The organism is Variovorax rhizosphaerae, assembly GCF_037889975.1.
Lineage (GTDB): Bacteria > Pseudomonadota > Gammaproteobacteria > Burkholderiales > Burkholderiaceae_C > Variovorax > Variovorax rhizosphaerae.
On sequence record NZ_JBBKZT010000011.1, the window covers coordinates 144,002 to 166,662 of the forward strand.

The window sequence follows — 22,661 nt, forward strand, 5'->3', positions numbered from 1 at the left end:
TCGTTCGAGACGTCTCCTTTCATGCCCCTCCGTTGAGCCAGCCGACGCCCGCCATCGTTGCCCAGGCCGCAGTGCGCCGCATGCCGCGGGTCGCGCTGATATTGCTTTGCGCGGCTTACCTGATGCCGGGCCTGGTCGGCCGTGGCCCATGGAAAACCGCGGACGTCGCGGCATTCGGCTACATGGCGGAGTTAGCTCGCAGCACCGAAGGCGCGGCGCGCTGGTTCGATCCCCTGCTGTTCGGCTTGCGGCCGGAGACGCCCGCCTTGTTGCCCTACTGGATCGGCGCCGGAGCGATCAAGTTGGCGCCGGCATGGATCAGCCCCGACCTGGCGGTGCGCTTTGTCTTTGCCCTGCTGCTCTGGGGCACGTTCACCGCGACCTGGTATGCCGTCTACTACCTGGCTCGCACGCCACGAGCCCAGCCCGTCGCGTTTGCCTTCGGCGGCGAGGCCAGGCCCACGGACTATGCGCGCGCCATCGCGGACGGCGCCCTGCTCGCGTTGTTGGCCACGCTGGGACTGCTGCAACTCGGCCACGAGACCACGCCGGCACTCGCGCAGTTGTTCTTCACGGCCAGTCTGTTCTACGGTATCGCCGCCCTGCCCTACCGCCCCGTGGGTGCGCTGGCGGCGCTAGCGCTGGGCGGCATCGGCATGGCGCTCAGCGGGGCGCCCGTGGTGGCACTCATGCTCTGTGGTGGCTGCATCGTGTTCCTTGCCATGGATCGCGAACGAAGCCTGCCCACCGCGGAACGCGGTCCGGAAGCCGAAGGCCGTGCCTATCCGCTCTACGCGATGATCGCGGTGATCGTTGTCGGGGTCACAGCGGGTGCGCTTGCCGCTTCATTCGGGTTGTTCGGGTGGCATGTCGTGCTGCCGGGTACGACGAAAGGAATCTCGCTGGTCAAGGACCTGCGCAGCCTGGTCAACCTGCTGCTGTGGTTTCTTTGGCCGGCGCTGCCGCTGGCAGCCTGGACGCTATGGCGCTGGCGCCGGCAACTCACGGCGCGCCATGTGATCCTTCCCTTGTGGTTCGTGATAGTGCCGCTCGCCGCCACGATCACGACCGATTTCTCGGACCGCTCGCTGCTGCTCTCGCTTCCAGCGTTCGCGACGCTGGCGGCCTTTGCGCTGCCGACCTTCCGACGCAGCGTGGCGGCACTACTGGATTGGCTGACGCTGCTCACCTTCACGACCTCGGCGATCTTCATCTGGCTTTACTGGGTCTCGCTGCAAACCGGGATTCCGCCCAAGCCCGCGGCCAATGTGGCGCGATTGGCGCCAGGTTTCGTGCCCAGTTTTTCCGCCACGGCATTCCTTTTTGCGTTGGTGGCCACCGTCGCCTGGTTGTGGTTGGTGCGCTGGCGCACGGGCCGCCACCAGGCGGCGCTGTGGAAGACGCTGGTGCTGCCCGCAGGTGGCACCACGCTGTGCTGGCTGCTGGTCATGACGCTGTGGCTGCCAGTGCTGGACTACGCACGCAGCTATGCACCGCAAGTCCAGATGATCTCGCAGCGCGTGGGCAATACGACGTGCATTTCGGAGTTGGGGCTGCAGCGCGCGCAACTGGCGGCGCTGCTGCATCACGGCCATTTCCAATTGCAGCCGCTTACCGGATCGCATAACTGCCGCTGGCTGGTTGTCCATCCCGACGTGATTGCCCGCCTGCACGACGTCATCGACCTGGACCAGTGGCGCTTCGACGGAACGTTGCGTCGCCCGAGCAGCGCCACAGACGACCTGCTGCTGTATGAGCGCATCACGCCGTGAGCGCGGGCATCCGGACCAGCGAGTGGCGCGTGATCGCGCGCCATGCGGGCACGGTACTGGTCGGGCAACTGGCCGTGATGGCTTTTGGCGTTTGCGACACCATCATTGCGGGTCGCTATGACGAAGGCGCGCTGGCAGCCCTGGCGGTAGGGTCGGCCATCTTCATCAGCGTGTATGTGTCGCTGATGGGCGTGCTGCAAGCGCTGCTGCCGGTGTGGGCTGAACTGCACGGCGGGCAGCGCACGACAGAGGTCGGCCGGTCGGTGCGGCAATCGCTCTATCTTTGCGGTTTGGCGATGGTGCTGGGCATGGCGGTCATGATGAATCCGGACGCGTTGATGCGCTGGACCGGCGTGCCGGAGGCCATGCGGCATGACGTGGGCCAGTACTTGTTCGTGCTGGCATTCGGCTTGCCGCCGGCGCTGCTGTTCCGACTCTTCGGCACGCTGAACCAGAGCCTTGGCAAACCGCAACTGGTGACTTGGCTGCAAGCCGCGTCATTGGTCTTGAAGGTACCGCTGTCGGTGTGGCTTTGCTTCGGTGGCGCGGGGATGCCGGCACTGGGCCTCATCGGCTGCGGCTGGGCCACGCTGATCGTCAACTGGAGCATGCTGTTGTGCGCGATGTGGCTGCTGCGCAATGCGAGCTTCTATCGCGAATACAAGCTCTGGCAACGGCTGGAGGCGCCGGACTGGCAACAGTTGGCCCAGTTCCTGCGGCTGGGAGGACCGGCCGGTCTTGCAGTGCTGGTGGAGATCACTTCGTACACGCTGATGGCGCTGTTCATCGCTCGGCTGGGCACGGTGGCCACCGCGGCGCACCAGATCGCATCGAACCTGGTGGGCGTGGCCTACATGGTGCCGATGTCGCTTTCCATCGCGACCAGTGCGCGGGTGAGCTTCTGGCTCGGCGCCGGCGAGCCACAGTTGGCACGCCGCGCGTGCCGCAAGGGCTTCGAATTGATGATCGGCATGGCGCTGGCGCTCGGTGCGTTGATGGTGTTCCTCAGCGGGTGGCTGGCCGGCGTGTACTCGGGCAATGCCGAGGTCGCTGCGCTCGCTGTGGTGCTGCTGTGCGCCGCCGCCGCGTACCACACGGCGGACGCGGTCCAGACCATGTGCGTGTATGTGCTGCGCTGCTATCGCGTAACGGTCGCGCCACTCGTCATCTACTGCGCGCTGCTGTGGGGCGGAGGGCTGGGCGGCAGCTACCTGCTGGCCTTTCGCGGGCTGGGACCGTGGGAGGCCATGCAATCGCCGCTGGCCTACTGGTTGATGAGTGCGGCGGCGCTGTGGCTCACCGCCCTGCTGTTCGTCGGGCTGCTGTGGCGCGCGATCAAGCCGCCACGGCGCGCGCAGTTCGTACCCGGCTGAGCGAAAACAAGAGCGCGAAGCGCGAGCCGTGCCCGGGCGTGCTTTCGATGCGCAACTCGGCACCGTGTCGCTGGGCGATGTGCTTCACGATGGCCAGTCCCAGGCCGGTGCCGCCGGTCTCGCGCGAGCGGCTGCGGTCGACGCGGTAGAAGCGCTCTGTGAGCCGCGGGATGTGCTCGGGCGCGATGCCCGGGCCGCTGTCGCGCACGGCGTATTCGCCACGGCCGTCTGGCAATAGCTTCCAGGTCACCGCGATCTCGCCACCGCCGGGGGTGTAGCGGATCGCATTGCTCAGCAGGTTGGACATGGCGCTTTGCAACTCGGACGAGGCGCCCGAGATCTCGGAATCGGCTTCGATCGAAAAGTTGATCTTGTGGCCGTTCGACGCCAACCGCCCCGACAGGCCGCGCGCCTCGTCCTCGCACTGCGACAGCAAGGCGCGCACGCGTGTCCACTGGTTCGACGGCGGCGCGGCGCTGCCTTCGAGCTTGGACAGGGTCAGCAGGTCGTTGACCAGCATTTCCATGCGCTGCGACTGCTGGCCCATGAGGCGCAGGTAGCGCGCGCGCTCCTCGGCGTCCAGTGGCAGGTTCTGCAGCGTCTCGATGAAGCCGGCCAGGACCGTGAGCGGCGTGCGGATCTCGTGGGAGACGTTGGCGACGAAATCGCGTCGCATGGTTTCGGCCTGCTCGAGCGCGGTGATATCGCGCGTCAGCAGCATGCGGCGATTGCCAGCGTACGGATGGACCTGCACCGAGAGACGCACCGGATGGCCGCCCCGCAGGCCCTTGTGCGCAGGCCCGTCGATCAGCACCTGCCGGCTGTAGTTCCACGATGCCAGGTAGGCCACGAAGGCCGGGTCTCGCACGAGGTTGGCCAGGTGCTGCAGCAGGTCGCGCTCGGCGTCGATGCCGAACTGCGCGGCCGCCGTCTGGTTGCACCATTCGATGCGGCCCTGCTCGTCGAGCAGCACCACGCCATTGGGCGAGGCCTGGATGGCGGCGAGGAATTCCTGCAGGCGGTCCTGGGCTTGCTGCGTGTGCTTTTCGCGCTCGCGCAGCAGCTTGCGGATGCGCTCCGACAGTTCGCCCCAGACGCCAGGCCCGCGCGAAGGCAGGTGGGCCACATCGGTGCGCAACACATGCAGCAGCCGGCCCGCGCGCCAGGCGTCGAGCACCAGCCAGAGCAAGGCGCCGAGCCATGCGCCCGCGGCAGCAAGGTGCCAATCGAACAGCGCCCAAGCGCCCGCTGCGCCTATGGCGGACGCTATTAAAAATGTAGCAATTCGAAAGGGCATGGCGGGGGATTATCCGCGCCGGGAGCGGCGTGGGAAGCCTGTGTCACGACGCGCTGGTCAGGCCGTGATCTGGGTAGTCAGGCGATAGCCCGCGCCACGCACGGTCTCGACCATGGCTGCTGCGGCGCCGAGCGATTCGCGCAGACGCTTGACGTGCACGTCGACCGTGCGTTCCTCGATGTAGACGTGGTCGCCCCAGACCTTGTCGAGGAGTTGCGAGCGGCTGTGCACGCGCTCGGCATGTTGCATCAGAAAGGCCAGCAGCTTGAACTCGGTCGGGCCGACCTTCAGCGATTGCGTCTGCCAGGTCACGCGGTGGGTGGAGGTGTCGAGCACCAAGTCGCCAATCTCGACGCGCTCTGTCACGGTCTCCGGCGCACGGCGGCGCAGCACGGCGCGGATGCGCGCCAGCATCTCCTGCGTGGAGAAGGGCTTGGTGATGTAGTCGTCCGCGCCGGCGTCGAGGCCCGCCACCTTGTCGGGTTCGTCGCCGCGCGCGGTGAGCATGAGGATCGGGATGGCCTTGGTGCGCGGGTCCTTGCGCCACTGGCGCGCCAGTTGGAGGCCGCTCTGGCCGGGCAGCATCCAGTCGAGCAGGATCAGGTCCGGCAGGCCCGCGTCGATCTCGCGCTGCGCCGCCGTGCCGTCTTCCGCCCACAGCGGCTCGAAGCCGTTGTGGCGCAGGTTGACGGCGATCAGTTCGGCGATCGAGGATTCGTCTTCGACGATGAGGACTTTGGGCTTCTTCATAACTGCGAGGTATCCAGTACCAACAACTCCTTCGTGAAACACCGCGGAACCGGCGTTGCCGGGCCGCCGGTGTTGCCCCCCGGCGAGGGGGTGAGAGCGCGCACGCAGGGCGCGCGACCTGGGGGAGAGCCTATTGGAGCGCCGACTCGATCTCTTCCATCGAAGTGTGCCGCACATCCTCGCCCTTGACGATGTAGATGATGAATTCGGCAATGTTCTTGGAGTGGTCGCCGATGCGCTCGATGGCTTTGGCCAGGAACAGCAGGTCGAGGCTGGCGGAGATGGTGCGCGGGTCTTCCATCATGTAGGTGACCAGCTTGCGCACGAAGCCGTCGAACTCCTGGTCGATCAGGTCGTCTTCCTTGAGGATCGAGACGGCCGCCACCGTGTCGAGACGCGCGAAGGCGTCGAGTGCCTTGCGCAACAGGCCCGAGGCCAGGTCGGCGGCGATGCGGATCTCGGTCGAGGGCAGCGTGCGGGCCGAGCCGCTCTCGATGATCGACTTGACCATGCGCGCGATCTTGTTGGCTTCGTCGCCAACGCGCTCCAGGTTGGCGGTGGTCTTGGAGATGGCGATCAGCAGGCGCAGGTCGCGCGCGGTCGGCTGGCGGCGCGCGATGATGGACGAGAGGTCGCGGTCGATCTCCATTTCCATCGAGTTGACGCGGTGCTCGGTTTCCATCACGCGGTCGGCGGCGTCGGCATCGAATTGCGACAACGCGTAGACCGCCTTGTGGATCTGCGACTCGACCATGCCGCCGAGTTCCATCACGCGCGAGGAGACGGCGTTGAGTTCGCTGTCGAACTGGCTGGAGAGATGCTTTTCAGTCATGACATTTCTTTCGTTGATCAACTGTAGAGGCAGTGGTCCAGGAACCGTAGCGATCGGCGCAAGGTCGCATCGAGGAGCGGAGGCGTACCTCGGTACGCTGAGCACCGGAGATGCGAGATTGCGTTGCGCAGCAGGTTCATGGGCCGCTGGCTCAGCCGAAACGGCCGGTGATGTAGTCCTCGGTCTCCTTGCGCTTCGGCTTGAAGAACATCTGTTCCGTCGCGCCGAACTCGATCAGGTCGCCCAGGTACATGTAGGCGGTGTAGTCGCTGCAACGCGCAGCTTGCTGCATGTTGTGGGTCACGATGACCACGGTGTATTCGCTCTTCAGCTCGGCGATCAGTTCCTCGATCTTTGCGGTAGAGATCGGGTCCAGCGCGGAGCATGGCTCATCGAGCAGCAGCACTTCCGGCTTGATCGCGATGCCGCGTGCGATGCACAGGCGCTGCTGCTGGCCGCCGGAAAGGCCCGAGCCGCTTTGCTGCAGCTTGTCGCGCACCTCGGTCCACAGCGCGGCCTTTTTCAACGCCCATTCGACGCGGTCGTCCATGTCGCTGGCACTCAAGTTCTCGAACAGCTTCACACCAAAGGCAATGTTGTCGTAGATCGACATCGGGAACGGCGTCGGCTTCTGGAACACCATGCCGACCTTGGCGCGGATCAGTGCCACGTCCTGCTTGCTGGTGAGCAGGTTCTCGCCGTCAAGGGCGATGGTGCCTTCGGCGCGCTGTTCCGGATACAACTCGAACATGCGGTTGAAGGTGCGCAGCAAGGTCGACTTGCCGCAGCCTGACGGGCCGATGAAGGCCGTGACCTTGTTCTCGGGGATCTCGAGGTTGATGCCCTTGAGCGCGTGGAACTTGCCGTAATAGAAGTTCAGGTCCTTGACCGAGATCTTGGAGCGCTCCGCATGGTTCGCGGGCTGTGCGAGTGTGGCTGACATGTTGTCTTTCAAAGCTTGTTGCGCGTGAGGACTCGCGCGAGGATGTTGAGGCCAAGCACCGCGACGGTGATGAGGAACACGCCGGCCCAGGCCAGTTGCTGCCAGTTCTCGTAGGGGCTCATCGCGAACTTGAAGATGGTCACCGGCAGGCTGGCCATCGGTTGCGAGATGTCGGCCGTCCAGAACTGGTTGTTGAGTGCGGTGAACAGCAGCGGCGCCGTTTCTCCGGCGATGCGCGCCACGGCCAGCAGGATGCCGGTGACGACGCCCGCGCGTGCGGCACGCAGCGTGATACTGATGATGACCTTCCACTTCGGCGTGCCGAGCGCATAGGCGGCCTCGCGCAGTCCCGGCGGCACCAGTTGCAGCATGTTCTCCGTCGTGCGGATCACCACCGGGATCACGATGAGCGCCAGCGCCAATGCACCCGCCAGGCCGGAGAAGTTCTTGAAGTACGTGACCACCACCGCATAGACGAACAGCCCGATCACGATCGACGGCGCCGACAGCAGGATGTCGTTGACGAAGCGGACCACGGTCGACAGCCAGCCCTTGGCGTTGTATTCCGCCAGATAGATCCCCGCCATGATGCCGATCGGCGTGCCGACGAAGGTCGCCATGCCGACCATCACCAGCGAGCCGAAGATCGCATTCGCAATACCACCCGCCTCGTTCGGCGGTGGCGTCATCTCGGTGAAGGTGGCGATCGCGAGGCCGCCGATGCCTTGGCGCAGCGTCTCCCAGAGGATCCACACGAGCCAGAACACGCCGAAGGCCATGGCCGCCAGCGACAGCGTGAGCGCGATGCGGTTCATGCGATTGCGGCTCGCGAACTTCGCCGCGCGAATCTCGTTGAGCGTCTTCACCGCGAGCAATTTCTCTGCCGTGGTCATGCCTTCTTCCCTTCACTCTTCTGCATGCGTTGCAGCAGCAGCTTCGACAGCGACAGCACCACGAAGGTGATGAAGAACAGCACGAGTCCGAGGTACATCAACGCCGCCTGGTGCATGCCCGCGCCGGCTTCGGCGAACTCGTTGGCCAGTGCCGAGGTGATGCTGTTCGCGGCCTCGAACACCGACAGCGAATTGAGCTGGTTGGTGTTGCCGATCACGAAGGTCACGGCCATGGTCTCGCCGAGCGCACGGCCCAGGCCGAGCATGATGCCGCCGATGACGCCGGCCTTGGTGTAGGGCAGCACGACCTTGGAGACAACCTCCCAGGTGGTCGAGCCAAGCCCGTAGGCCGACTCCTTCAGCAGCGGCGGCGTCACCTCGAACACGTCGCGCATCACCGAGGCGATGAACGGGATGATCATGATCGCCAGGATGATGCCGGCCGACAGGATGCCGATGCCCACCGGCGGACCGGACACCAGCGCGCCGAGGTACGGCACACCGGCAAGCAATGATTGCAAGGGTTGCTGCACATAGGTGCTCAGGATCGGCCCGAACACCAGCAAGCCCCACATGCCGTAGACGATGGAAGGCACGGCCGCGAGCAGTTCGATGGCCGTACCCAGCGGACGCTTGAGCCATGCAGGCGACAGCTCCGTCAGGAACAGCGCGATGCCGAAGCTCACCGGCACCGCGATCACCAGCGCGATCAGCGAGGTGGCCAGTGTGCCGTAGATCATCACGAGGCCGCCGTACTCGTCCTTGACGGGGTCCCACACAGAACTGGTCAGGAAGCCGAGGCCGTACTTCGAGATGGCGGGCCAGGCGCCGACGAGCAGCGACAGCAGGATGCCGATCAGCAGCGCAAGCGTCAGCAACGCAGCGCCCTTGGCAGCCCAGCCGAACAACTGGTCGGTCAGCGCGCCGGTGCGGGGACGCTTGGCGGGCGGCGGATTGAGGGCCGAACGTTCGGCCGCAAGGTCGAGCGCGCGCGCATTGGCGGGAAAGGTGGATGACAAGGATTGCTCCGACAAGGTCGAGCCCGGCGCCCGTTCGTAGGGATTGCTGCTCACGGTGCGCCGAACCCGGTTGAGTTACTTGACCAGCGCAGGCGCGACGGGCTTGCCCGATGCGTCCTTGATGTCGCCCCAGGCCTTGGTGATGGCCGTCTTCACACCATCAGGCATCGGCACGTAGTCCAGGTCGTCGGCCGTCTTGTCGCCGCTCTTGTAGGCCCAGTCGAAGAAGCGCAGCACGCTGGTACCGTTGGCCGGCTTCTCCTGCACCTTCTGCATCAGGATGAAAGTAGCGCCGGTGATGGGCCAGGCGTCCTTGCCTTGCTGGTTGGTCAGCACCTGGTAGAAGGTCTTGTTCCAGTCGGCATTGGCGGCAGCGGCCTTGAAGGCGCCGTCCTCGGGCGACACCATGGTGCCCGCAGCGTTCTGCAACTGCGCGTAGACCATCTTGTTCTGCTTCACATAGGCGTACTCGACGTAGCCGATCGAGTTGGGCAGTTGCTTGACGAAGGCGGCGACACCCTCGTTGCCCTTGCCGCCCGTACCCACCGGCCAATTGACGGCCGTGCCCTCGCCGACCTTGCTCTTCCAGTCGGCGTTGACCTTGCTCAGGTAATTGGTGAACAGGAAACTGGTGCCGGAACCATCGGCGCGGCGCACCGGCGCGATGACGGCGTCGGGCAAGGCGAGCGAACCGTTCAGTGCCTTGATGGCAGGGTCGCTCCACTTGGTGATCTTGCCAAGGTAGATGTCGCCCAGCACGGTGCCATTGAGCTTGAGTTCTCCGGGCTTGATGCCGGCGATGTTGACCACCGGGATCACGCCGCCAATGACGGTAGGGAACTGGATCAGGCCCTTGGCCTTGAGTTCATCGTCGGTGAGCGGCATGTCCGATGCGCCGAAGTCGACCGTCTTGGCCTCGATCTGCTTGAGGCCGGCGCCCGAGCCGACCGATTGGTAGTTGACTTGCGTGCCGGTGGCCTTGTTGAAGTCGCTGGCCCACTTGGAATACAGCGGTGCGGGGAAGCTGGCGCCGGCGCCGGTGACGTTCTGGGCGAAGGCGGGGACCGAGGCGAAGGCGGCGGCCACAAAGCCGGCGGTTGCGAATCGAAGAGTCGTTTTCATGATGGCTTCCTGTGAAGTAGAGGCAAACCCTGAGTCAGGGCCTGCCGGGACTCTAGAAAGCTTGTGTGACAGCCATATGACATCGTTGGCGGCGTGTCACAGGGCTGTCATGTGCACCGTGAGAATGCGATGCGGGCAGCCCAATACCGAATGCGGGCAGCCAACCGCAGAAGTCCCAAATGTTCCGCAAAGGGGCGCAAAAGGAAATCTGGAAGGCCTTCCTGCCTGTTTTGCGTCCTCTGCGTACCTTTGCAACTTCTGCGTTTGCCAATCCGACTTCCACCCGGGCTTACCATCGAAGCCCACCCAGCCACACACATCCAATGCAAAACGGCACCCGCCTCGCCGCAGTCGACCTCGGCTCCAACAGCTTCCGCCTCGAGATCGGCCAGTTGGATCACGGTCAAATCCACCGCACCGAATATTTGAAGGAGACCGTGCGCCAAGGCAACGGCCTTGACGCCGCACGCAACCTCACGCCCGACGCCATGCAGCGCGGCTGGGACGCTCTGGCGCGTTTTGGTGAACGCCTGGCCGGTTTCAAGGGTTCGCAGGTGCGCGCCGTCGCCACGCAGACCTTGCGCGAGGCGCGCAACCGCGACGAGTTCCTCCTGCGTGCCCGCACCATCCTGGGCTTCGGCATCGACGTGATCCCTGGGCGCGAAGAGGCGCGGTTGATCTACCAGGGCGTGGCGCACATGCTGCCGCAGACCGACGCGTCCGACCAGGAACGCCGGCTGGTGGTCGACATCGGCGGCCGCTCGACCGAGATGATCCTGGGCCGGGCCTTGCAGGCCGACATCATGGAGTCGTACCGGGTCGGCAGCGTCGCCTGGTCGATGAAGTATTTCGAGAAGGGCCAGTTCACCGTGGCCGCATTCCGCGCCGCGCAGGTCGCCGCCACGGCCGTGCTGGACGAGGCGTTGTCGCTCTATGCCCGCGACCGGTGGGACGCGGCCTATGGGGCCTCAGGCACCATAGGCGCCGTCGGGGACGTGCTGGCGGCGGCGGGTGTGGCGCCGACGGGCATGGTGACGCGAAGCGGTCTCGACTGGCTGATCGACCGCCTCCTGAGGGCCGGCAGCACCGACAGGCTGCGCATCGAAGGCATGCGCGAAGACCGCAAGGCCGTGATCGGCGGCGGGGTGAGCGTGCTGCGCGCCGTGTTCGACCTGCTCGACATCGAGGAAATGAACGTCGCGCAGGGCGCATTGCGGCACGGCGTCCTTTACGAATTGCTGGAGCGGGATGAAGGCGTTGCCGACCTGCGCGCGGGCACCGTCACACGGCTGGCGTCTCGCTTCCAGGTCGACGCTGCGCAAGCCAAGAGGGTCGGCGATGCGGCCGCAGCGCTGTATGTGCAGCTCGACCCTGCCGCACGCGGCGGCGCGACCACGAGCCGCGCAGGCCGGGCGCTGCGCAAGCTGTCGTGGGCGGCGCAACTGCATGAGATCGGCACGCAGATCTCGCACAGCGAATACCACAAGCACGGCGCCTACATCCTCGACAACACGGACGCGCCCGGCTTCGCGGTCAACGAGATGCACGCGCTGGGCCAGCTGGTGCTGGGGCATCGCGGCAAGCTGCGGAAGCTCGGGCCGGTCCTGGACGATGAAGTCTTCGCGCGCCAACTGCTGGCGCTGCGGCTTGCGGTCATCCTGTGCCACGCCCGGCGCGACCCGCAGGCCGATGCGTTGAAGCTCGCTGCGCCCGCTGGCCGGACCTTCGGCATCACCGCGCGCAACGGATGGGCCGAGGAGTTTCCCCAATCGGCGCACTTGCTTCGCGAGGAAGTCGTGGCCTGGCAGAAGACCGATTGGGCTGTGACGCTGCGGGGCTGTTGAGTCGATGTGGCTTTGCCATCGCGACTCAATCCCCCGCGGGGGGCTGGGCATGGCCCGGCCATGGGGGCTGTTGAGCAGCGCAGCAGTTGGACGCGGCGCACACCGATGACCTCGGCGCGCTTCAACCACTACAGCAATTCCGGCGACTGCACCCCCACCACGATCGTCTGCACATCCCCATCCCGCTCGCGCGCGCGAAGCCACCAGACCGAGCCCTTGCGCACCGGACAACTCTCCGCGCGCAAGCCGATCAGTTGCGCGATCGACTGGCCCAGTGAAGGCTGATGACCGACGATCAGCACCACGGACTTGCCATTCGGCCAGCCGGCAGCGGCCAGTACCGCATCCGCCGTCGTCCCCGGGCTGAGTTCCTCCCGCAGCTTGAACTTGCGGCCCAGTGCCAGCACGGTCTGCTCGCAGCGCCGGGCCGGACTGGACATGATGCGGGTGCCCTCGGGCAACTGCCGGTCGAGCCAGCCGGCCATGCGCTTGGCCTGCTTCTCGCCACGCGAGGTGAGCGAGCGCTGCATGTCGTCGCAGCCTTCGGTCCAGTCGTCGGCTTCGGCATGGCGCCAGAAAATCAGATCCATCTGTGTCCTTGAAAAATGTTCAGCCTAGAAAAAGCAGTTGGATGCGCCCGAGTGCGCCGTGATCGGCGTGCCAGGCAAGGCGCGAGAACGCGGCGGGCTCATGCCCGCAAGGCCGAGCAACGCCGCATGGCGCGTCGAGCGCGGTGCAATCGGGTGCATAGCGCTTTCACCCCGGCGGCAGACGTGATCGAAGGCAGAAGTTTCAGGCTCCATGCTGCTTATCCAAAGGTTGAGCGCGGTCAACTGCTTTTTCTAGGTTCAGTCGCGTGCAGCCGCACGGCTCAGGCCGTGGGATGCATAGCGGCCCATGAGCGCGCCCTGCGCACCATGGCCATTGGCGGCGCGATCGACGCGGCGATACGTGCCGCTGGCCTCCAGGTCCCAGGCATCAAGCCCATCGTGCAGATAGGCGACCAGGCATTCATCGATGAGACGCTGCCGCAGTTGGGGATCGGTCACGGGCCAGGCCACCTCGATGCGCCGCATCATGTTGCGGTTCATCCAATCGGCGCTTGAGAGATAAAGACTCTCGTCTTCGCCGATGCGGTAGTAGAAGACGCGCGAATGCTCCAGGAAGCGGCCGATGATGGAGCGCACCCGGATGTTGTGCGAGAGGCCCGGCACCTGCGCCGGCAGCGTGCAGGCGCTGCGTACGATCAAGTCGATCTTCACGCCCTTCTGCCCCGCGCGCACCAGCGCCGCGATCAGCGCCTCGTCGGTCAGCGCGTTCATCTTCGCGACGATGCGCGCCGGCTTGCCGGCCGCCGCCGCCGCGCCCACCGCATCGATCTGCGCCATCGTGTTCTTGTGCAGGTCGAAGGGCGCCAGCCACATGCGGTGCAGCTTGGGCACCCTGTTCTGGCCGGCCATGTGCACGAACACGGCTTCCATGTCGGCCGTGAGCAGCGGATCGGCCGTGAGGTGGCTGATGTCGGTGTAGAGCCGGGCGGTGCGCGGGTTGTAATTGCCGGTGGCCAGGTGGCCATAGCGGCGCAGCTTGTTTCCCTCGCGGCGCGTGATGAGCATCATCTTGGCGTGGGTCTTGAGCCCGACCACGCCATACACCACCTGCGCGCCGATCGACTCCAGCATCTCGGCCCAGTTGATGTTGGCCTCTTCATCGAAGCGCGCCTTCAATTCAACGACCACGGTCACTTCCTTGCCGCGCCGCACGGCTTCGCGCAGCAGGTCCATCAGCGCCGAGTCGGTGCCGGTGCGGTAGATCGTCTGCTTGATGGCGAGCACGGCCGGGTCATAGACGGCCTCGCGCAAGAACGCGATCACGCCGTCAAAGCTTTCGAAAGGCTGGTGGATCAGCACGTCGCCAGACTGCAACTGTTCGAAGATCGATTGCACCGGCGACAGCGTGACCGGATACGAAGGCTGGTACGGCGGAAACAGCAATGACGGCGCATCGATGAGGTCGATGAATTGCGTGAGACGCGCCAGGTTCACCGGGCCATGCACGCGGTACAGCGCCTGCGCCGGCAGGTTGAACTGCGCCATCAGGAAGCCGGCCAGCGACTCGGCGCAACTGGCCGACACCTCCAGCCGCACCGCCTGCCCGAAGTGCCGATGCTGCAGCCCCTGCCGCAACGCAGTGCGCAGGTTCTTCACGTCTTCCTCGTCAACCGCCAGGTCGGAATGCCGCGTGACCCGGAACTGCGAGAAGTCGCCCATCTCGCGGCCCGGAAACAGGCTGGCCAGGTGCGCGCGCACGATGCTGGAAATGGCAATGCACAGGGTCTGGCCGCCGGAGATCCTTGCCGGCATGCGCACCACCCGAGGCAGCACGCGCGGGACCTTGACGATGGCAATCGGGTTCTCGCGGCCGAAGGCGTCCTTGCCCGCGAGGCGCACGATGAAGTTGAGCGACTTGTTGGCCACCTGAGGGAACGGATGCGCCGGATCCAGCCCCACCGGGATCAGCAACGGGCGCACCTCTCGCTCGAAGTATTCCTGCACCCACTTGCGTTGCGCGGGGTTGCGCTCGCCGTGCGAGATCATGCGGATGCCGTGGGTGGCGAAGGCGGGCATCAACTCGTCGTTGTAGAGCGCGTACTGCTGCCCCACGAGTTCATGCGAGGCCGCGGCCAGCGTCTCGAAAGACTCGACCGTGTAGTTGCCCTTGCGGTCACCGGCGTCGGCCGCGATCAGGTGCGGTGCGACGCGGACTTCGAAGAACTCATCGAGGTTGGAGGACACGATGCACAGGTAGCGCAAGCGCTCGATCAGCGGCACTTCAGGGCGGTAGGCCCAGTCGAGAACGCGCCTGTTGAAGGCGAGGATGGCATGGTCGCGGTCGAGCGGTGTGAGGGCTGTCGGCGTGGCCGCTGCCGGGTGGGCAAGTTCAACGCGGATGGGGTCTTCAGCTGCGGGGAGCATGTGATCGATTCTGGAACAAGTCGCCTTGCGATTCGGCGGCGCTCGAACATATGACGATTGTGTGACGATTTCATGACGACAGCGGCCAAGTACACTTTTTTCTACGCCAGGAAGTGCCGCCGGGCGCGCGCCGGCAGGTCGGCGATGCGAACCAGCATCGGCAGATCGGCACTGTTGAAATCCGGATCCCATGCCGGCGGGCCCAGCACCTTGGCGCCCATGCGCAAATAGCCCTTGATGAGCGCCGGCGGTTCGACATCGAGGCTCCCGTCGAGCCGATCCACTGGCAGCGGCAGTCGCGGCTGCACTTGATATTGCACCGGCGCCAGATGCGTGGCCGAAACCTGGCGCCAGATGCTGGCCGCAGCATCGCCACCTGCAACGCCGAGGTGGCTCATCGGAATGCTGGCGCTGCCCACCATGGTGTCGAGCCTGTTGCGGGTCATGAAATCGCCCAGCGCGCGCCAGAGGGCCAGGATCACGCCGCCGTGGCGATGGTCCGCATGCACGCAACTGCGGCCCAACTCGACCATGCGGTCGCGGAATACACGCAGCCGAGTCAGGTCGAACTCCGTGTCGCTGTAGGTGCCGCCGACGCGTCGGGCCTGCGCAGGCGTGAGCACGCGATAGGTGCCGATGACCTGGCCATCGGCCATGTCCCGCACCAGCAGGTGTTCGCAGAAGTTGTCGAACACGTCGACGTCATGGCCAGGGATCGGCGAGTTGAGGCGCGCCCCCATTTCACCGACGAAGACGGCGTGGCGCAGGCGCTGCGCGGCGCGCACTTCGTCCTGGTGGCGGGCCCAGTGCACGGTGTGGCCGGCCCTGGTGAGGGGCGCGGCACGTTGCGGCTTGTACAGCAACACCGGTTGCTGCGGACCACGGAGGCCGATTTGCGAGATCGGGAATACGGGGTTGGGTAGCTCGTTCATGTCCCGGGAGTCTGGTCAGGCACCATGAAAGCCGCGTGTCATCGCGATGGCAAATGCGTGAAACTCGGCCGGTCGCAGGGAGCCGCTTTCAGGAGATTGATTGCATGGCAACCGAAGACCGGGTCGAAGTCGAAACACGCAGGCACCAGATGTTCCCGGTGCTGGATGCAGCGGACATCGCGCGCATCACGCGCTTTGGCAGCGTGCGCCACTACGCGGCCGATACCTGCCTGTTCACGGCCGGCGAGCCGGGGCCGGGGATGTTCGTGGTGCTCAAGGGCGTGGTCGCGATCACGCAGCGCGACGGCCTGGGGAACATCACCCCGATTGCCGAGCAGGGACCGGGGCAGTTCCTGGCCGAGGTCGGGCAACTGTCGGGCCGCGTCGCGCTCGTCGACGGCCATGCGATGAACGAAGTCGAGACGCTGCTGGTGCCGCCCGATCAGTTGCGCGCGCTCATCATTGCCGAGGCCGACCTGGGCGAGCGCCTGGTACGCGCGCTGATCCTGCGGCGCGTGGCACTCATCGAGGCCGGCGCGAGCGGCCCGGTGCTGATCGGGCCGCCGGATTCAGCGGACGTCCGGCGGCTGCAGAACTTCCTCAGCCGCAATGGCCACCCGTATCACGTGGTCGATGCCACGCAGGATGCGGATGCTGCGGCCATGCTGGAGCAGTACGCCGAGGCGCAACTGCTCGTGGTCTGCCCGAACTGCTCGGTGCTGATCAACCCGAGCGAAGACGCGCTGGCGCGGTGCCTGGGCATGATCGACTCCGATGAGCACACGGAGCTGTTCGATGTGGTGGTGGTAGGCGCTGGCCCCGCCGGGCTGGCGACCGCGGTGTATGCCGCATCGGAGGGCCTGCGCGTGATCGTCCTGGACTGCCGCTCCTACGGCGGCCAGGCCGGCGCGAGTGCGCGCATCGAGAACTACCTGGGCTTTCCCACGGGCATCTCGGGCGGCGCGCTGGCCGGTCGCGCGTATGTGCAGGCGCAGAAGTTCGGCGCCGAGATGCTGATCCCGGCCAAGGTCGTGTCGATGGATTGCAGCCAGGCGAACAGCAGCGGCGAGTTGTCGGTGACCTTGGCCGACGGCCGCAAGCTGCGCTCGCGCACCGTGGTGATTGCCAGCGGTGCGCGCTATCGGCGCCCTTCCGTGCCGCGACTGGCCGACTTCGAAGGCCGCGGCATCTGGTTCTGGGCTTCCGCGCTGGAGGCCAAGCTGTGTTCGCAGCAGGAGATCGGGCTGGTGGGCGGCGGCAACTCGGCGGGACAAGCAGCGGTGTTCCTTTCGCAGCATGCGGCCAAGGTCAACATCCTGGTGCGCGCGCCGTCGCTGGCGGCCAGCATGTCGCGCTACCTGATCGACCGCATCGAAGCCGCGCCGAACATCGAGCTGCATCCGTACACCGAACTGCAAGGCCTGCATGGCGAGCCCGAGAGAGGCTTGGAAGGCGCAACGTGGCGCAACCACCGCAGCGGTGCCGAATACCACTGCGCGGCACGCAATATTTTCCTGTTCGTCGGCGCGGAGCCCGAGACCACTTGGCTCGAAGGCTGCGGCGTGGCCGTCGATGCGCATGGCTTTGTGCTCACCGGCTCTGCGGCCAGCGGCGGCTTTCCGGCGCGGCAGTCGGCGGCGCTGGAGTCCAGCGTGCCGGGCGTGTTCGCGGTGGGCGATGTGCGATCGGGATCGGTCAAGCGCGTGGGCGGCGCGATCGGTGAAGGCGCGGCGGCGGTGGCCTTGATCCACCAGCACCTGGCGGGCAGGACATCGGTCGCGTGAGCAAGAAATCGGCGCGACGTTTAAGCTGCGCGCCATGCCTGTACAAGCCCCCATCGACGTCTTCTCGTGGCCCACACCCAATGGCCACAAGGTCCACATCATGCTGGAGGAGTGCCGCCTCCCCTATGTGGCGCACCCGGTCAACATCGGCGCGGGCGACCAGTTCGCGCCGGCGTTCCTGAAGATCAGCCCCAACAACAAGATCCCGGCCATCACCGACCCGAACGGGCCGGACGGCAAGCCGATCTCCCTGTTCGAGTCCGGCGCCATCCTGGTCTACCTCGCCGGCAAGACCGGCAAGCTGATGCCCACCAGCGACCGGGCACGCTTCGACGTGCTGCAGTGGCTGATGTTCCAGATGGGCAGCGTCGGCCCGATGCTCGGCCAGGCGCACCACTTCCGCCTCTATGCGCCCGAGAAGCTGCCCTACGCGATCGACCGCTACAGCAACGAAGCGAAGCGGATCTATGGCGTGATCGACAGGCAACTGTCGACCAGCAAGTTCATCGCCGGCAAGACGTACTCGATCGCCGACATCGCGATCTTCCCGTGGCTGCGCAGTTGGGAGAACCAGGGCATCACGCTCACCGATTTTCCGCATCTGAAGGCCTGGTTCGATGGGATCGCGGCGCGTCCGGCCGTGCAGCGCGGCGTGAAGGTGCTGGCCGAGTTGCGCAAGCCGCTGACGAGCGATGCCTCGCGGGACATACTTTTTGGCAAGACACAGTACGAAAAGCGCTGATTTTCCGGGTTTGTACGCCGGACAGGCTATAATCGAAGGCTTGTCGGGGTGTAGCGCAGCCTGGTAGCGCATCTGGTTTGGGACCAGAGGGTCGAAGGTTCGAATCCTTTCGCCCCGACCAAAAAAGTGAATGCCTGCAATGATTTTTAGTTGTTGCAGGCATTTTGCTTTTTAGCCGTCCTAGCCACGTTGATCGGGGGACTCTGTGCCATTGGCGGCGGCGCCGGCCAAACACGACGGAGCCGAGGGTGCCGCCAGTGGGTACTCGGGACGTACGGGTCGGCAGCTCTGCTCGCTGGCCAGCGCCAGTCTCGTCATTTCCGCTTTCAATTGCGCGAGCCGTGCGAGAGTAGAAGATGCGGTGGTCGGGGTCGTCGGCACCGAGGTTGGGTACGATCTGGCCAAGGAGAGGTAGTAAGCCATCGGATCGCCCGTCCTTGCCTGTGCCTCGGCTGCCAATTTCAGCGCGAATGGCTCGGAAGACAGCCGTTCGCGCCACAGTTCGCCAACCAGTTCCTCCTTCTGCGACAGCACTTCCAGAAACTTCGCGTCTTCGGTCGAGAGATTTTCGAAGTCCCACAGCCAGTTGTCCTCGCTGGAGGACTGCGCCGGTTTCGGTGCGAATAAGTGTTCCATCCTGAGATCGTAGGCGACGCATGTGCGGACCGGAAGCGCCAAGCGCGCCACCGATTGTTGCTTTCGAGGGCAAGCGCGTATGCAACAGCCCTGCAAAAAATATCGGCACCCGGTCCTGTGAATTCGAGCGTGGCCATCAACTATGGCGCCGGCAACCTCATGCGCCAGAGCTACCTGACGACCTGGGCCAACGATGTCTCCGCCACGCCTTGCCCCGGCGATGCATTGCCGGCGACCAACACATCCCTCTCGACCGCCTCACCGTTGGACTGCAAATCCCGACTTGGGCTGCGCAAGGCCGCCGTCGCCAATGACCTGCGCAACTGGTTGCCGAAACGGCCGGTGCTGATGCAGGCGGCGCCCAGGACCCGACCGCCATCTTCGCGACCACGTTGGCAGCGGCGGGTTACTTCCGGGGCGCACGGCATGCCGGCGACGTCGCTGGGCGTGGTGGACCTGGAAGAAATGGGGGTCGGGCGATTCGTACGACGCGGCGCGCGCGGGTTTTGCGTAGGCAGCCAAAGCGCTGAGCGGGACAACACGGCCGGCACGGAAGCCGACAAGGACCAGTCGGTGCAGTTCGCCTATCACGGGCCACGGGTGCCTGCGTACTTCATGCAGTCGGCGCGGACCTTCTTCCAGGGCGCGCTTGCGGGCAACAGTTGAGCCGACCGCCAGGGCTCGCCGAGCAGTGCATGGCAAAATCGACAGCTTCGCGGCGCACTCGCTGCTGCACCGCTGTCCGTAGCTCAGTTGGATAGAGCACCTGCCTTCTAAGCAGGTTGTCGGGGGTTCGATCCCCTCCGGACAGGCCATATTTACGTGGTGTGTTTCGATAGCGGCTACTAACATCAATCCACCCACTGACATTCGTGGTCCGAAAAATGGTCCAATCGGTCACCGATGCCATGCGGGAACCGCAAAATGGGCCAGGCCATGAACACCTTCTGGACCAGCCATGAACACCTTCCGCACCGATGACTCCGAGCGCCTTGCCGCAGAGGCAGCGGAGTTGCTCGCGCAGGCTGCCCGGCTCGAAGCCATGCTCGTGCCGTTGCTGTTCTGCGCGGCTTGCGTGGCGATGGACCTCATCTTCGGCTGGACAAGGTAGCTCTCCGCTCGGCCTGCCCACCTGTCGCAATTCGGCCCGCCGACACGTCCACCGCAATATCAACCCGCCAAAACGCTCCAGGAGGCGTGCGGCGGGCACCAGGCCAGCACCGCCCCGGCCCATCCTGATCGAAGCGCCTGCGCCGGTCTGGCGCGCCGGCCAGGTGCAGCGTGAGCCCGCACCCGCCCCCCCAGGGGTGCATTGACTCCCCCGAAAATAAATTTATGGGGCCAGGCTCGCAATTTCCCGGTAAAGCCACTTTTGGCCGCGGCGACCAACTTGCGCCCGGCTAGGATTCGTGCCCTATGAGCGATGTCACACCCGCAGCAGGCAGCCACTACCTTCACGCGCTGAACGGACCCGAGGTGCCGCTCACAAAAGCCGAGTTCGATGAACTCAAGCAGTCGCGTTCGATCCTCACCGACGCCCTTGCCTTTGAGCAAAAGTTCGAGCTTCTGTTGGCGAACTGGCTTGCGCTGGAGGTCGCGGCGGTGGAGTTGGGGCTGCGGGCGAAGGTGGAGAGCGAAGTGGCGTGGTACGAGAAGGGGTCCGAGTGGTTCAACGTGCTCAACCGGCACGTCATGAACCTGCTGACCACCACCCGGACCTACGTGGATCAGGTTAAGGGCGACTTCAAACACTTGCCGATTACGCCTTCCTTCGGCGAGGAGGCAAAAGCGCGGATGGCGAAAGCCTTCGACGACAATTTCCACTATCGATTCATGGAGGGTCTGCGCAATGTTGCCCAACACGGGCGACTGCCTGTTCACAACGTTGGGGGTAGCCATGGCAAACGCCATTGGGCGGAATCCCTGAGCTTTCACGCGAACCGCAGCGAGCTTGAAGGAAATCGCAACTTCAGGGCGGGAACGTTGAAGGAAACGCCCGGCGCCGTCGATCTGCGCGTCGCCTCGCGCGCCTATGTGAGCAGCCTCAGCGAAGTCCACGTTGACCTTCGCAAGCTGGTCAAGCCGCATGTGGAAAACGCGCGGCTTGCCTTTTTGGTCGCTCTGAAAAGGTACTCCAAAGCGATGCAAGTTCGTTCCGTCGCCCTCCGCGCCTACGCGCCCGAGGCCCGGAAAGAGGAGCCTGTGCTGGTGATGCTTGATTGGGATGCTGTTCGCGCGAAGCTGGCCGCCAAGAACGCGCACAAGGTGTCCATTGAGTCGTGAAAACCCGCAGCCGGTTTCGTGCAGGGGCGTTGCCCCTCAGTCGAAGTTGAGTTTCAGGTTGCCGATGAGGGGCACGGCGGGTCGTTTCGTGCCGAACAGTCTCGCAAGCCAGGACGGGGACTTCGGTTTCGGCACGAACCGGCCATACGATTGGCTGAGTTCATCGAATTCCGCCTGCGTCATCTCGATGTCGATTTCCTTGGCGGGCACGCATTCCACCTTGCCCCCATTGCAGAAGTGCCGGATGAATGAATCCCCCGAGCGCAGCACGACCGGCACAAAGGTTGGACCATCGCCCTCGCCATCCCAATTGTCGAGCGCCCGCTGGCGTCGCTCGCAGCTCTGGCGCAACTTTTGCATCGCCGCTGCGACCAGGGCGGCCTGCTCGGGGATGTCGATGTCCAAGTCGATTTCCTTCGTGTCGTGGGTCCGCCCATAGGGGCCCCACGACAGCTCCAGCGCCTCGGCCCTTAGCTTTTCCGAGTGGAACCGCACCTGCGGCTTTTGCGTGCGTGTCTCCTCGTCGTACTGCGGCGCGCGGGTGGCCCAGGCGATCACGGGCCGCGTTCTGTTTTGCGGCTTCCTGTGCGGGCTGCTGACGGCTGCGCCGTCCGGGAAGGTCGCGACGGCGACGGTGCAGGTGAACGTTGACTCGGCGGGCATGGGAAGTGGCAGGTTCGTCTGCGGAGAGCCGCGCGGGCTATTGAAGGCACTGCCTGCAAAACGCTTCGGGCTGGGTGCCCATGCACACCTTCAGCAGGCTCTCGGTGGGCATCTTGCCGAGCTGGTTGCGGTACGCCTGACACAAGGGGTTGGCGGGGCTCGCCGCCGCCGGACCGATCATGCCTGGCAGCAGCACGCCTGCCGGCGCGAAGTTGTACCCACAGCGCGTGCTGGCCCGCTGCACGAGGTCGCGCACGTCACTCGCTTGGCTCTTGAAGCGTTCCACGGCGGTCCGGTAGCCATCCGCCTCATCCCGACACCGGTCGCGCCCCTGCGGGTCGCTCTTGCAGTCCTCCAGTTCTCGGGCGCGGGTATCGGCTTCGCTCGCGGCATCGGAGGCATCCGAGGCTTCGCGGCGCAGCTTGTTTAGTTGGTCCACGCAGTCGCCCCAATCCACCGCCTGCGCGCTGCCCGCGAACCCGGCCAGAGCCAGGGCGAGCAGTGAGGCAACGAACCGCTTCATGCACAACTCGTGTTGCGGCCCCGATGCGGCATCGCGGGCCAGCTCATCGGTGATGCAACACCTGCCGATTTCCTGCTGGTCTATCACGATGCTCTCATGAGCCTGCGCACCCTCCCCGCGAGCGAGGTGCCGCAGCCCATCGTTTGCGGTGACACGCCAACGTTGTCCGCAGAACCAGACGACGCTACCGGCAATGAAGTAGGTGGCGCTCATGACCGATGGCCTTCCGGACGCGCACAGGGCGTGCCGCACTGCCGCGCGCGCTCGGAACACGATGG

The 22,661-nt window shown here is 65.3% G+C and carries 21 protein-coding genes and 2 tRNA genes; 10 read left to right on the forward strand and 13 right to left on the reverse strand.

The features are described from left to right. Nucleotides 1-32: 32 nt before the first annotated feature. Both WKW82_RS23450 and WKW82_RS23455 read left to right on the forward strand, forming a co-directional pair. Nucleotides 33-1,772, forward strand: coding sequence for a hypothetical protein (locus tag WKW82_RS23450; RefSeq protein WP_340344746.1), 1,740 nt, complete (start codon nucleotides 33-35; stop codon nucleotides 1,770-1,772). Next, nucleotides 1,769-3,145 (forward strand): MATE family efflux transporter, encoded by a 1,377-nt coding sequence (locus WKW82_RS23455; RefSeq protein WP_340344747.1) that lies wholly within the window; start codon nucleotides 1,769-1,771, stop codon nucleotides 3,143-3,145. Before WKW82_RS23450 ends, WKW82_RS23455 begins: the two co-directional genes overlap by 4 nt. Here WKW82_RS23455 and phoR read toward each other — a convergent pair. From phoR to pstS, 7 genes are all read right to left on the reverse strand, one after another. Next, nucleotides 3,108-4,442, reverse strand: coding sequence for a phosphate regulon sensor histidine kinase PhoR (gene phoR / locus WKW82_RS23460; protein WP_340344748.1), 1,335 nt, complete (start codon nucleotides 4,440-4,442; stop codon nucleotides 3,108-3,110). The two genes, WKW82_RS23455 and phoR, sit on opposite strands and share 38 nt — an antisense overlap. 57 nt (nucleotides 4,443-4,499) lie before the next feature. Then, a complete protein-coding gene (gene phoB, locus WKW82_RS23465) occupies nucleotides 4,500-5,192 on the reverse strand; it encodes a phosphate regulon transcriptional regulator PhoB (RefSeq protein ID WP_340344749.1) in 693 nt (230 codons plus the stop codon). Between the two features lie 130 nt (nucleotides 5,193-5,322). Next, a complete protein-coding gene (gene phoU, locus WKW82_RS23470; protein ID WP_340344750.1) occupies nucleotides 5,323-6,024 on the reverse strand; it encodes a phosphate signaling complex protein PhoU in 702 nt (233 codons plus the stop codon). A gap of 151 nt (nucleotides 6,025-6,175) precedes the next feature. Beyond that, a complete protein-coding gene (gene pstB / locus WKW82_RS23475; protein WP_340344751.1) occupies nucleotides 6,176-6,967 on the reverse strand; it encodes a phosphate ABC transporter ATP-binding protein PstB in 792 nt (263 codons plus the stop codon). 8 nt (nucleotides 6,968-6,975) lie between these two features. Further along, nucleotides 6,976-7,860 carry a phosphate ABC transporter permease PstA gene (gene pstA, locus WKW82_RS23480; RefSeq protein ID WP_340344752.1) on the reverse strand — a complete coding sequence of 295 codons (885 nt, stop codon included), beginning with the start codon at nucleotides 7,858-7,860 and terminating at the stop codon, nucleotides 6,976-6,978. Further along, nucleotides 7,857-8,879 carry a phosphate ABC transporter permease PstC gene (gene pstC, locus WKW82_RS23485; protein ID WP_422823568.1) on the reverse strand — a complete coding sequence of 341 codons (1,023 nt, stop codon included), beginning with the start codon at nucleotides 8,877-8,879 and terminating at the stop codon, nucleotides 7,857-7,859. Before pstC ends, pstA begins: the two co-directional genes overlap by 4 nt. A 75-nt stretch (nucleotides 8,880-8,954) precedes the next feature. Further along, on the reverse strand, nucleotides 8,955-10,001 hold the full coding sequence (pstS, locus tag WKW82_RS23490; protein WP_340344754.1) for a phosphate ABC transporter substrate-binding protein PstS: 1,047 nt from the start codon (nucleotides 9,999-10,001) through the stop codon (nucleotides 8,955-8,957). 323 nt (nucleotides 10,002-10,324) lie between these two features. Here pstS and WKW82_RS23495 point away from each other — a divergent pair, with 323 nt between their 5' ends. Beyond that, entirely contained in the window at nucleotides 10,325-11,845 is a 1,521-nt protein-coding gene (locus WKW82_RS23495) for a Ppx/GppA phosphatase family protein (RefSeq protein ID WP_340344755.1), read from the forward strand. A gap of 128 nt (nucleotides 11,846-11,973) precedes the next feature. On the opposite strand, the gene WKW82_RS23500 is transcribed toward WKW82_RS23495, so the two are convergent. From WKW82_RS23500 to WKW82_RS23510, 3 genes are all read right to left on the reverse strand, one after another. Then, nucleotides 11,974-12,435: a SixA phosphatase family protein gene (locus WKW82_RS23500; RefSeq protein WP_340344756.1), complete on the reverse strand. Its 462-nt coding sequence runs from the start codon at nucleotides 12,433-12,435 to the stop codon at nucleotides 11,974-11,976. 258 nt (nucleotides 12,436-12,693) lie between these two features. Next, nucleotides 12,694-14,820, reverse strand: a complete 2,127-nt coding sequence (gene ppk1 / locus WKW82_RS23505) for a polyphosphate kinase 1 (protein ID WP_340344757.1) — start codon at nucleotides 14,818-14,820, stop codon at nucleotides 12,694-12,696. 101 nt (nucleotides 14,821-14,921) lie between these two features. Continuing rightward, nucleotides 14,922-15,752: a GNAT family N-acetyltransferase gene (locus WKW82_RS23510; protein WP_340344758.1), complete on the reverse strand. Its 831-nt coding sequence runs from the start codon at nucleotides 15,750-15,752 to the stop codon at nucleotides 14,922-14,924. A gap of 104 nt (nucleotides 15,753-15,856) precedes the next feature. Between WKW82_RS23510 and WKW82_RS23515 the strand changes: the two genes are divergently transcribed. The 3 genes from WKW82_RS23515 to WKW82_RS23525 all read left to right on the forward strand — a co-directional run bounded on the left by WKW82_RS23515 (nucleotide 15,857) and on the right by WKW82_RS23525 (nucleotide 18,399). Next, nucleotides 15,857-17,536 (forward strand): FAD-dependent oxidoreductase, encoded by a 1,680-nt coding sequence (locus WKW82_RS23515; RefSeq protein WP_340344759.1) that lies wholly within the window; start codon nucleotides 15,857-15,859, stop codon nucleotides 17,534-17,536. Nucleotides 17,537-17,570: 34 nt separating this feature from the next. Further along, nucleotides 17,571-18,278 carry a glutathione binding-like protein gene (locus tag WKW82_RS23520; RefSeq protein ID WP_340344760.1) on the forward strand — a complete coding sequence of 236 codons (708 nt, stop codon included), beginning with the start codon at nucleotides 17,571-17,573 and terminating at the stop codon, nucleotides 18,276-18,278. 44 nt (nucleotides 18,279-18,322) lie between these two features. Continuing rightward, a tRNA-Pro gene (locus WKW82_RS23525) sits at nucleotides 18,323-18,399 on the forward strand. Between the two features lie 59 nt (nucleotides 18,400-18,458). On the opposite strand, the gene WKW82_RS23530 is transcribed toward WKW82_RS23525, so the two are convergent. Then, entirely contained in the window at nucleotides 18,459-18,914 is a 456-nt protein-coding gene (locus WKW82_RS23530; RefSeq protein ID WP_340344761.1) for a hypothetical protein, read from the reverse strand. A gap of 129 nt (nucleotides 18,915-19,043) precedes the next feature. Here WKW82_RS23530 and WKW82_RS23535 point away from each other — a divergent pair, with 129 nt between their 5' ends. From WKW82_RS23535 to WKW82_RS23550, 4 genes are all read left to right on the forward strand, one after another. After that, nucleotides 19,044-19,580, forward strand: a complete 537-nt coding sequence (locus WKW82_RS23535) for a hypothetical protein (protein ID WP_340344762.1) — start codon at nucleotides 19,044-19,046, stop codon at nucleotides 19,578-19,580. Between the two features lie 72 nt (nucleotides 19,581-19,652). After that, nucleotides 19,653-19,729: transfer RNA gene (locus WKW82_RS23540), tRNA-Arg, on the forward strand. 143 nt (nucleotides 19,730-19,872) lie between these two features. Next, nucleotides 19,873-20,025 (forward strand): hypothetical protein, encoded by a 153-nt coding sequence (locus WKW82_RS23545; RefSeq protein WP_340344763.1) that lies wholly within the window; start codon nucleotides 19,873-19,875, stop codon nucleotides 20,023-20,025. A gap of 305 nt (nucleotides 20,026-20,330) precedes the next feature. Beyond that, nucleotides 20,331-21,197 (forward strand): hypothetical protein, encoded by an 867-nt coding sequence (locus WKW82_RS23550; RefSeq protein WP_340344764.1) that lies wholly within the window; start codon nucleotides 20,331-20,333, stop codon nucleotides 21,195-21,197. Nucleotides 21,198-21,233: 36 nt separating this feature from the next. On the opposite strand, the gene WKW82_RS23555 is transcribed toward WKW82_RS23550, so the two are convergent. Both WKW82_RS23555 and WKW82_RS23560 read right to left on the reverse strand, forming a co-directional pair. Then, nucleotides 21,234-21,860 carry a hypothetical protein gene (locus tag WKW82_RS23555; RefSeq protein ID WP_340344765.1) on the reverse strand — a complete coding sequence of 209 codons (627 nt, stop codon included), beginning with the start codon at nucleotides 21,858-21,860 and terminating at the stop codon, nucleotides 21,234-21,236. Nucleotides 21,861-21,897: 37 nt separating this feature from the next. Beyond that, complete coding sequence (locus WKW82_RS23560; protein ID WP_340344766.1) at nucleotides 21,898-22,596, reverse strand: hypothetical protein; 699 nt, start codon at nucleotides 22,594-22,596, stop codon at nucleotides 21,898-21,900. Nucleotides 22,597-22,661 lie beyond the last annotated feature (65 nt).

Excerpts from the sequence above, each read along its gene's own strand:
- WKW82_RS23500 (WP_340344756.1), bottom strand. The coding sequence starts at position 12,435 with ATGGATCTGATTTTCTGGCGCCATGCCGAAGCCGACGACTGGACCGAA.
- WKW82_RS23555 (WP_340344765.1), bottom strand. The coding sequence starts at position 21,860 with ATGCCCGCCGAGTCAACGTTCACCTGCACCGTCGCCGTCGCGACCTTC.
- WKW82_RS23550 (WP_340344764.1), top strand. The coding sequence starts at position 20,331 with ATGAGCGATGTCACACCCGCAGCAGGCAGCCACTACCTTCACGCGCTG.
- WKW82_RS23560 (WP_340344766.1), bottom strand. The coding sequence starts at position 22,596 with ATGAGCGCCACCTACTTCATTGCCGGTAGCGTCGTCTGGTTCTGCGGA.
- WKW82_RS23495 (WP_340344755.1), top strand. The coding sequence starts at position 10,325 with ATGCAAAACGGCACCCGCCTCGCCGCAGTCGACCTCGGCTCCAACAGC.
- WKW82_RS23530 (WP_340344761.1), bottom strand. The coding sequence starts at position 18,914 with ATGGAACACTTATTCGCACCGAAACCGGCGCAGTCCTCCAGCGAGGAC.
- pstS (WP_340344754.1), bottom strand. The coding sequence starts at position 10,001 with ATGAAAACGACTCTTCGATTCGCAACCGCCGGCTTTGTGGCCGCCGCC.
- WKW82_RS23515 (WP_340344759.1), top strand. The coding sequence starts at position 15,857 with ATGGCAACCGAAGACCGGGTCGAAGTCGAAACACGCAGGCACCAGATG.
- WKW82_RS23510 (WP_340344758.1), bottom strand. The coding sequence starts at position 15,752 with ATGAACGAGCTACCCAACCCCGTATTCCCGATCTCGCAAATCGGCCTC.
- WKW82_RS23520 (WP_340344760.1), top strand. The coding sequence starts at position 17,571 with ATGCCTGTACAAGCCCCCATCGACGTCTTCTCGTGGCCCACACCCAAT.
- phoR (WP_340344748.1), bottom strand. The coding sequence starts at position 4,442 with ATGCCCTTTCGAATTGCTACATTTTTAATAGCGTCCGCCATAGGCGCA.
- pstB (WP_340344751.1), bottom strand. The coding sequence starts at position 6,967 with ATGTCAGCCACACTCGCACAGCCCGCGAACCATGCGGAGCGCTCCAAG.
- phoU (WP_340344750.1), bottom strand. The coding sequence starts at position 6,024 with ATGACTGAAAAGCATCTCTCCAGCCAGTTCGACAGCGAACTCAACGCC.
- WKW82_RS23545 (WP_340344763.1), top strand. The coding sequence starts at position 19,873 with ATGAACACCTTCCGCACCGATGACTCCGAGCGCCTTGCCGCAGAGGCA.
- phoB (WP_340344749.1), bottom strand. The coding sequence starts at position 5,192 with ATGAAGAAGCCCAAAGTCCTCATCGTCGAAGACGAATCCTCGATCGCC.
- ppk1 (WP_340344757.1), bottom strand. The coding sequence starts at position 14,820 with ATGCTCCCCGCAGCTGAAGACCCCATCCGCGTTGAACTTGCCCACCCG.
- pstA (WP_340344752.1), bottom strand. The coding sequence starts at position 7,860 with ATGACCACGGCAGAGAAATTGCTCGCGGTGAAGACGCTCAACGAGATT.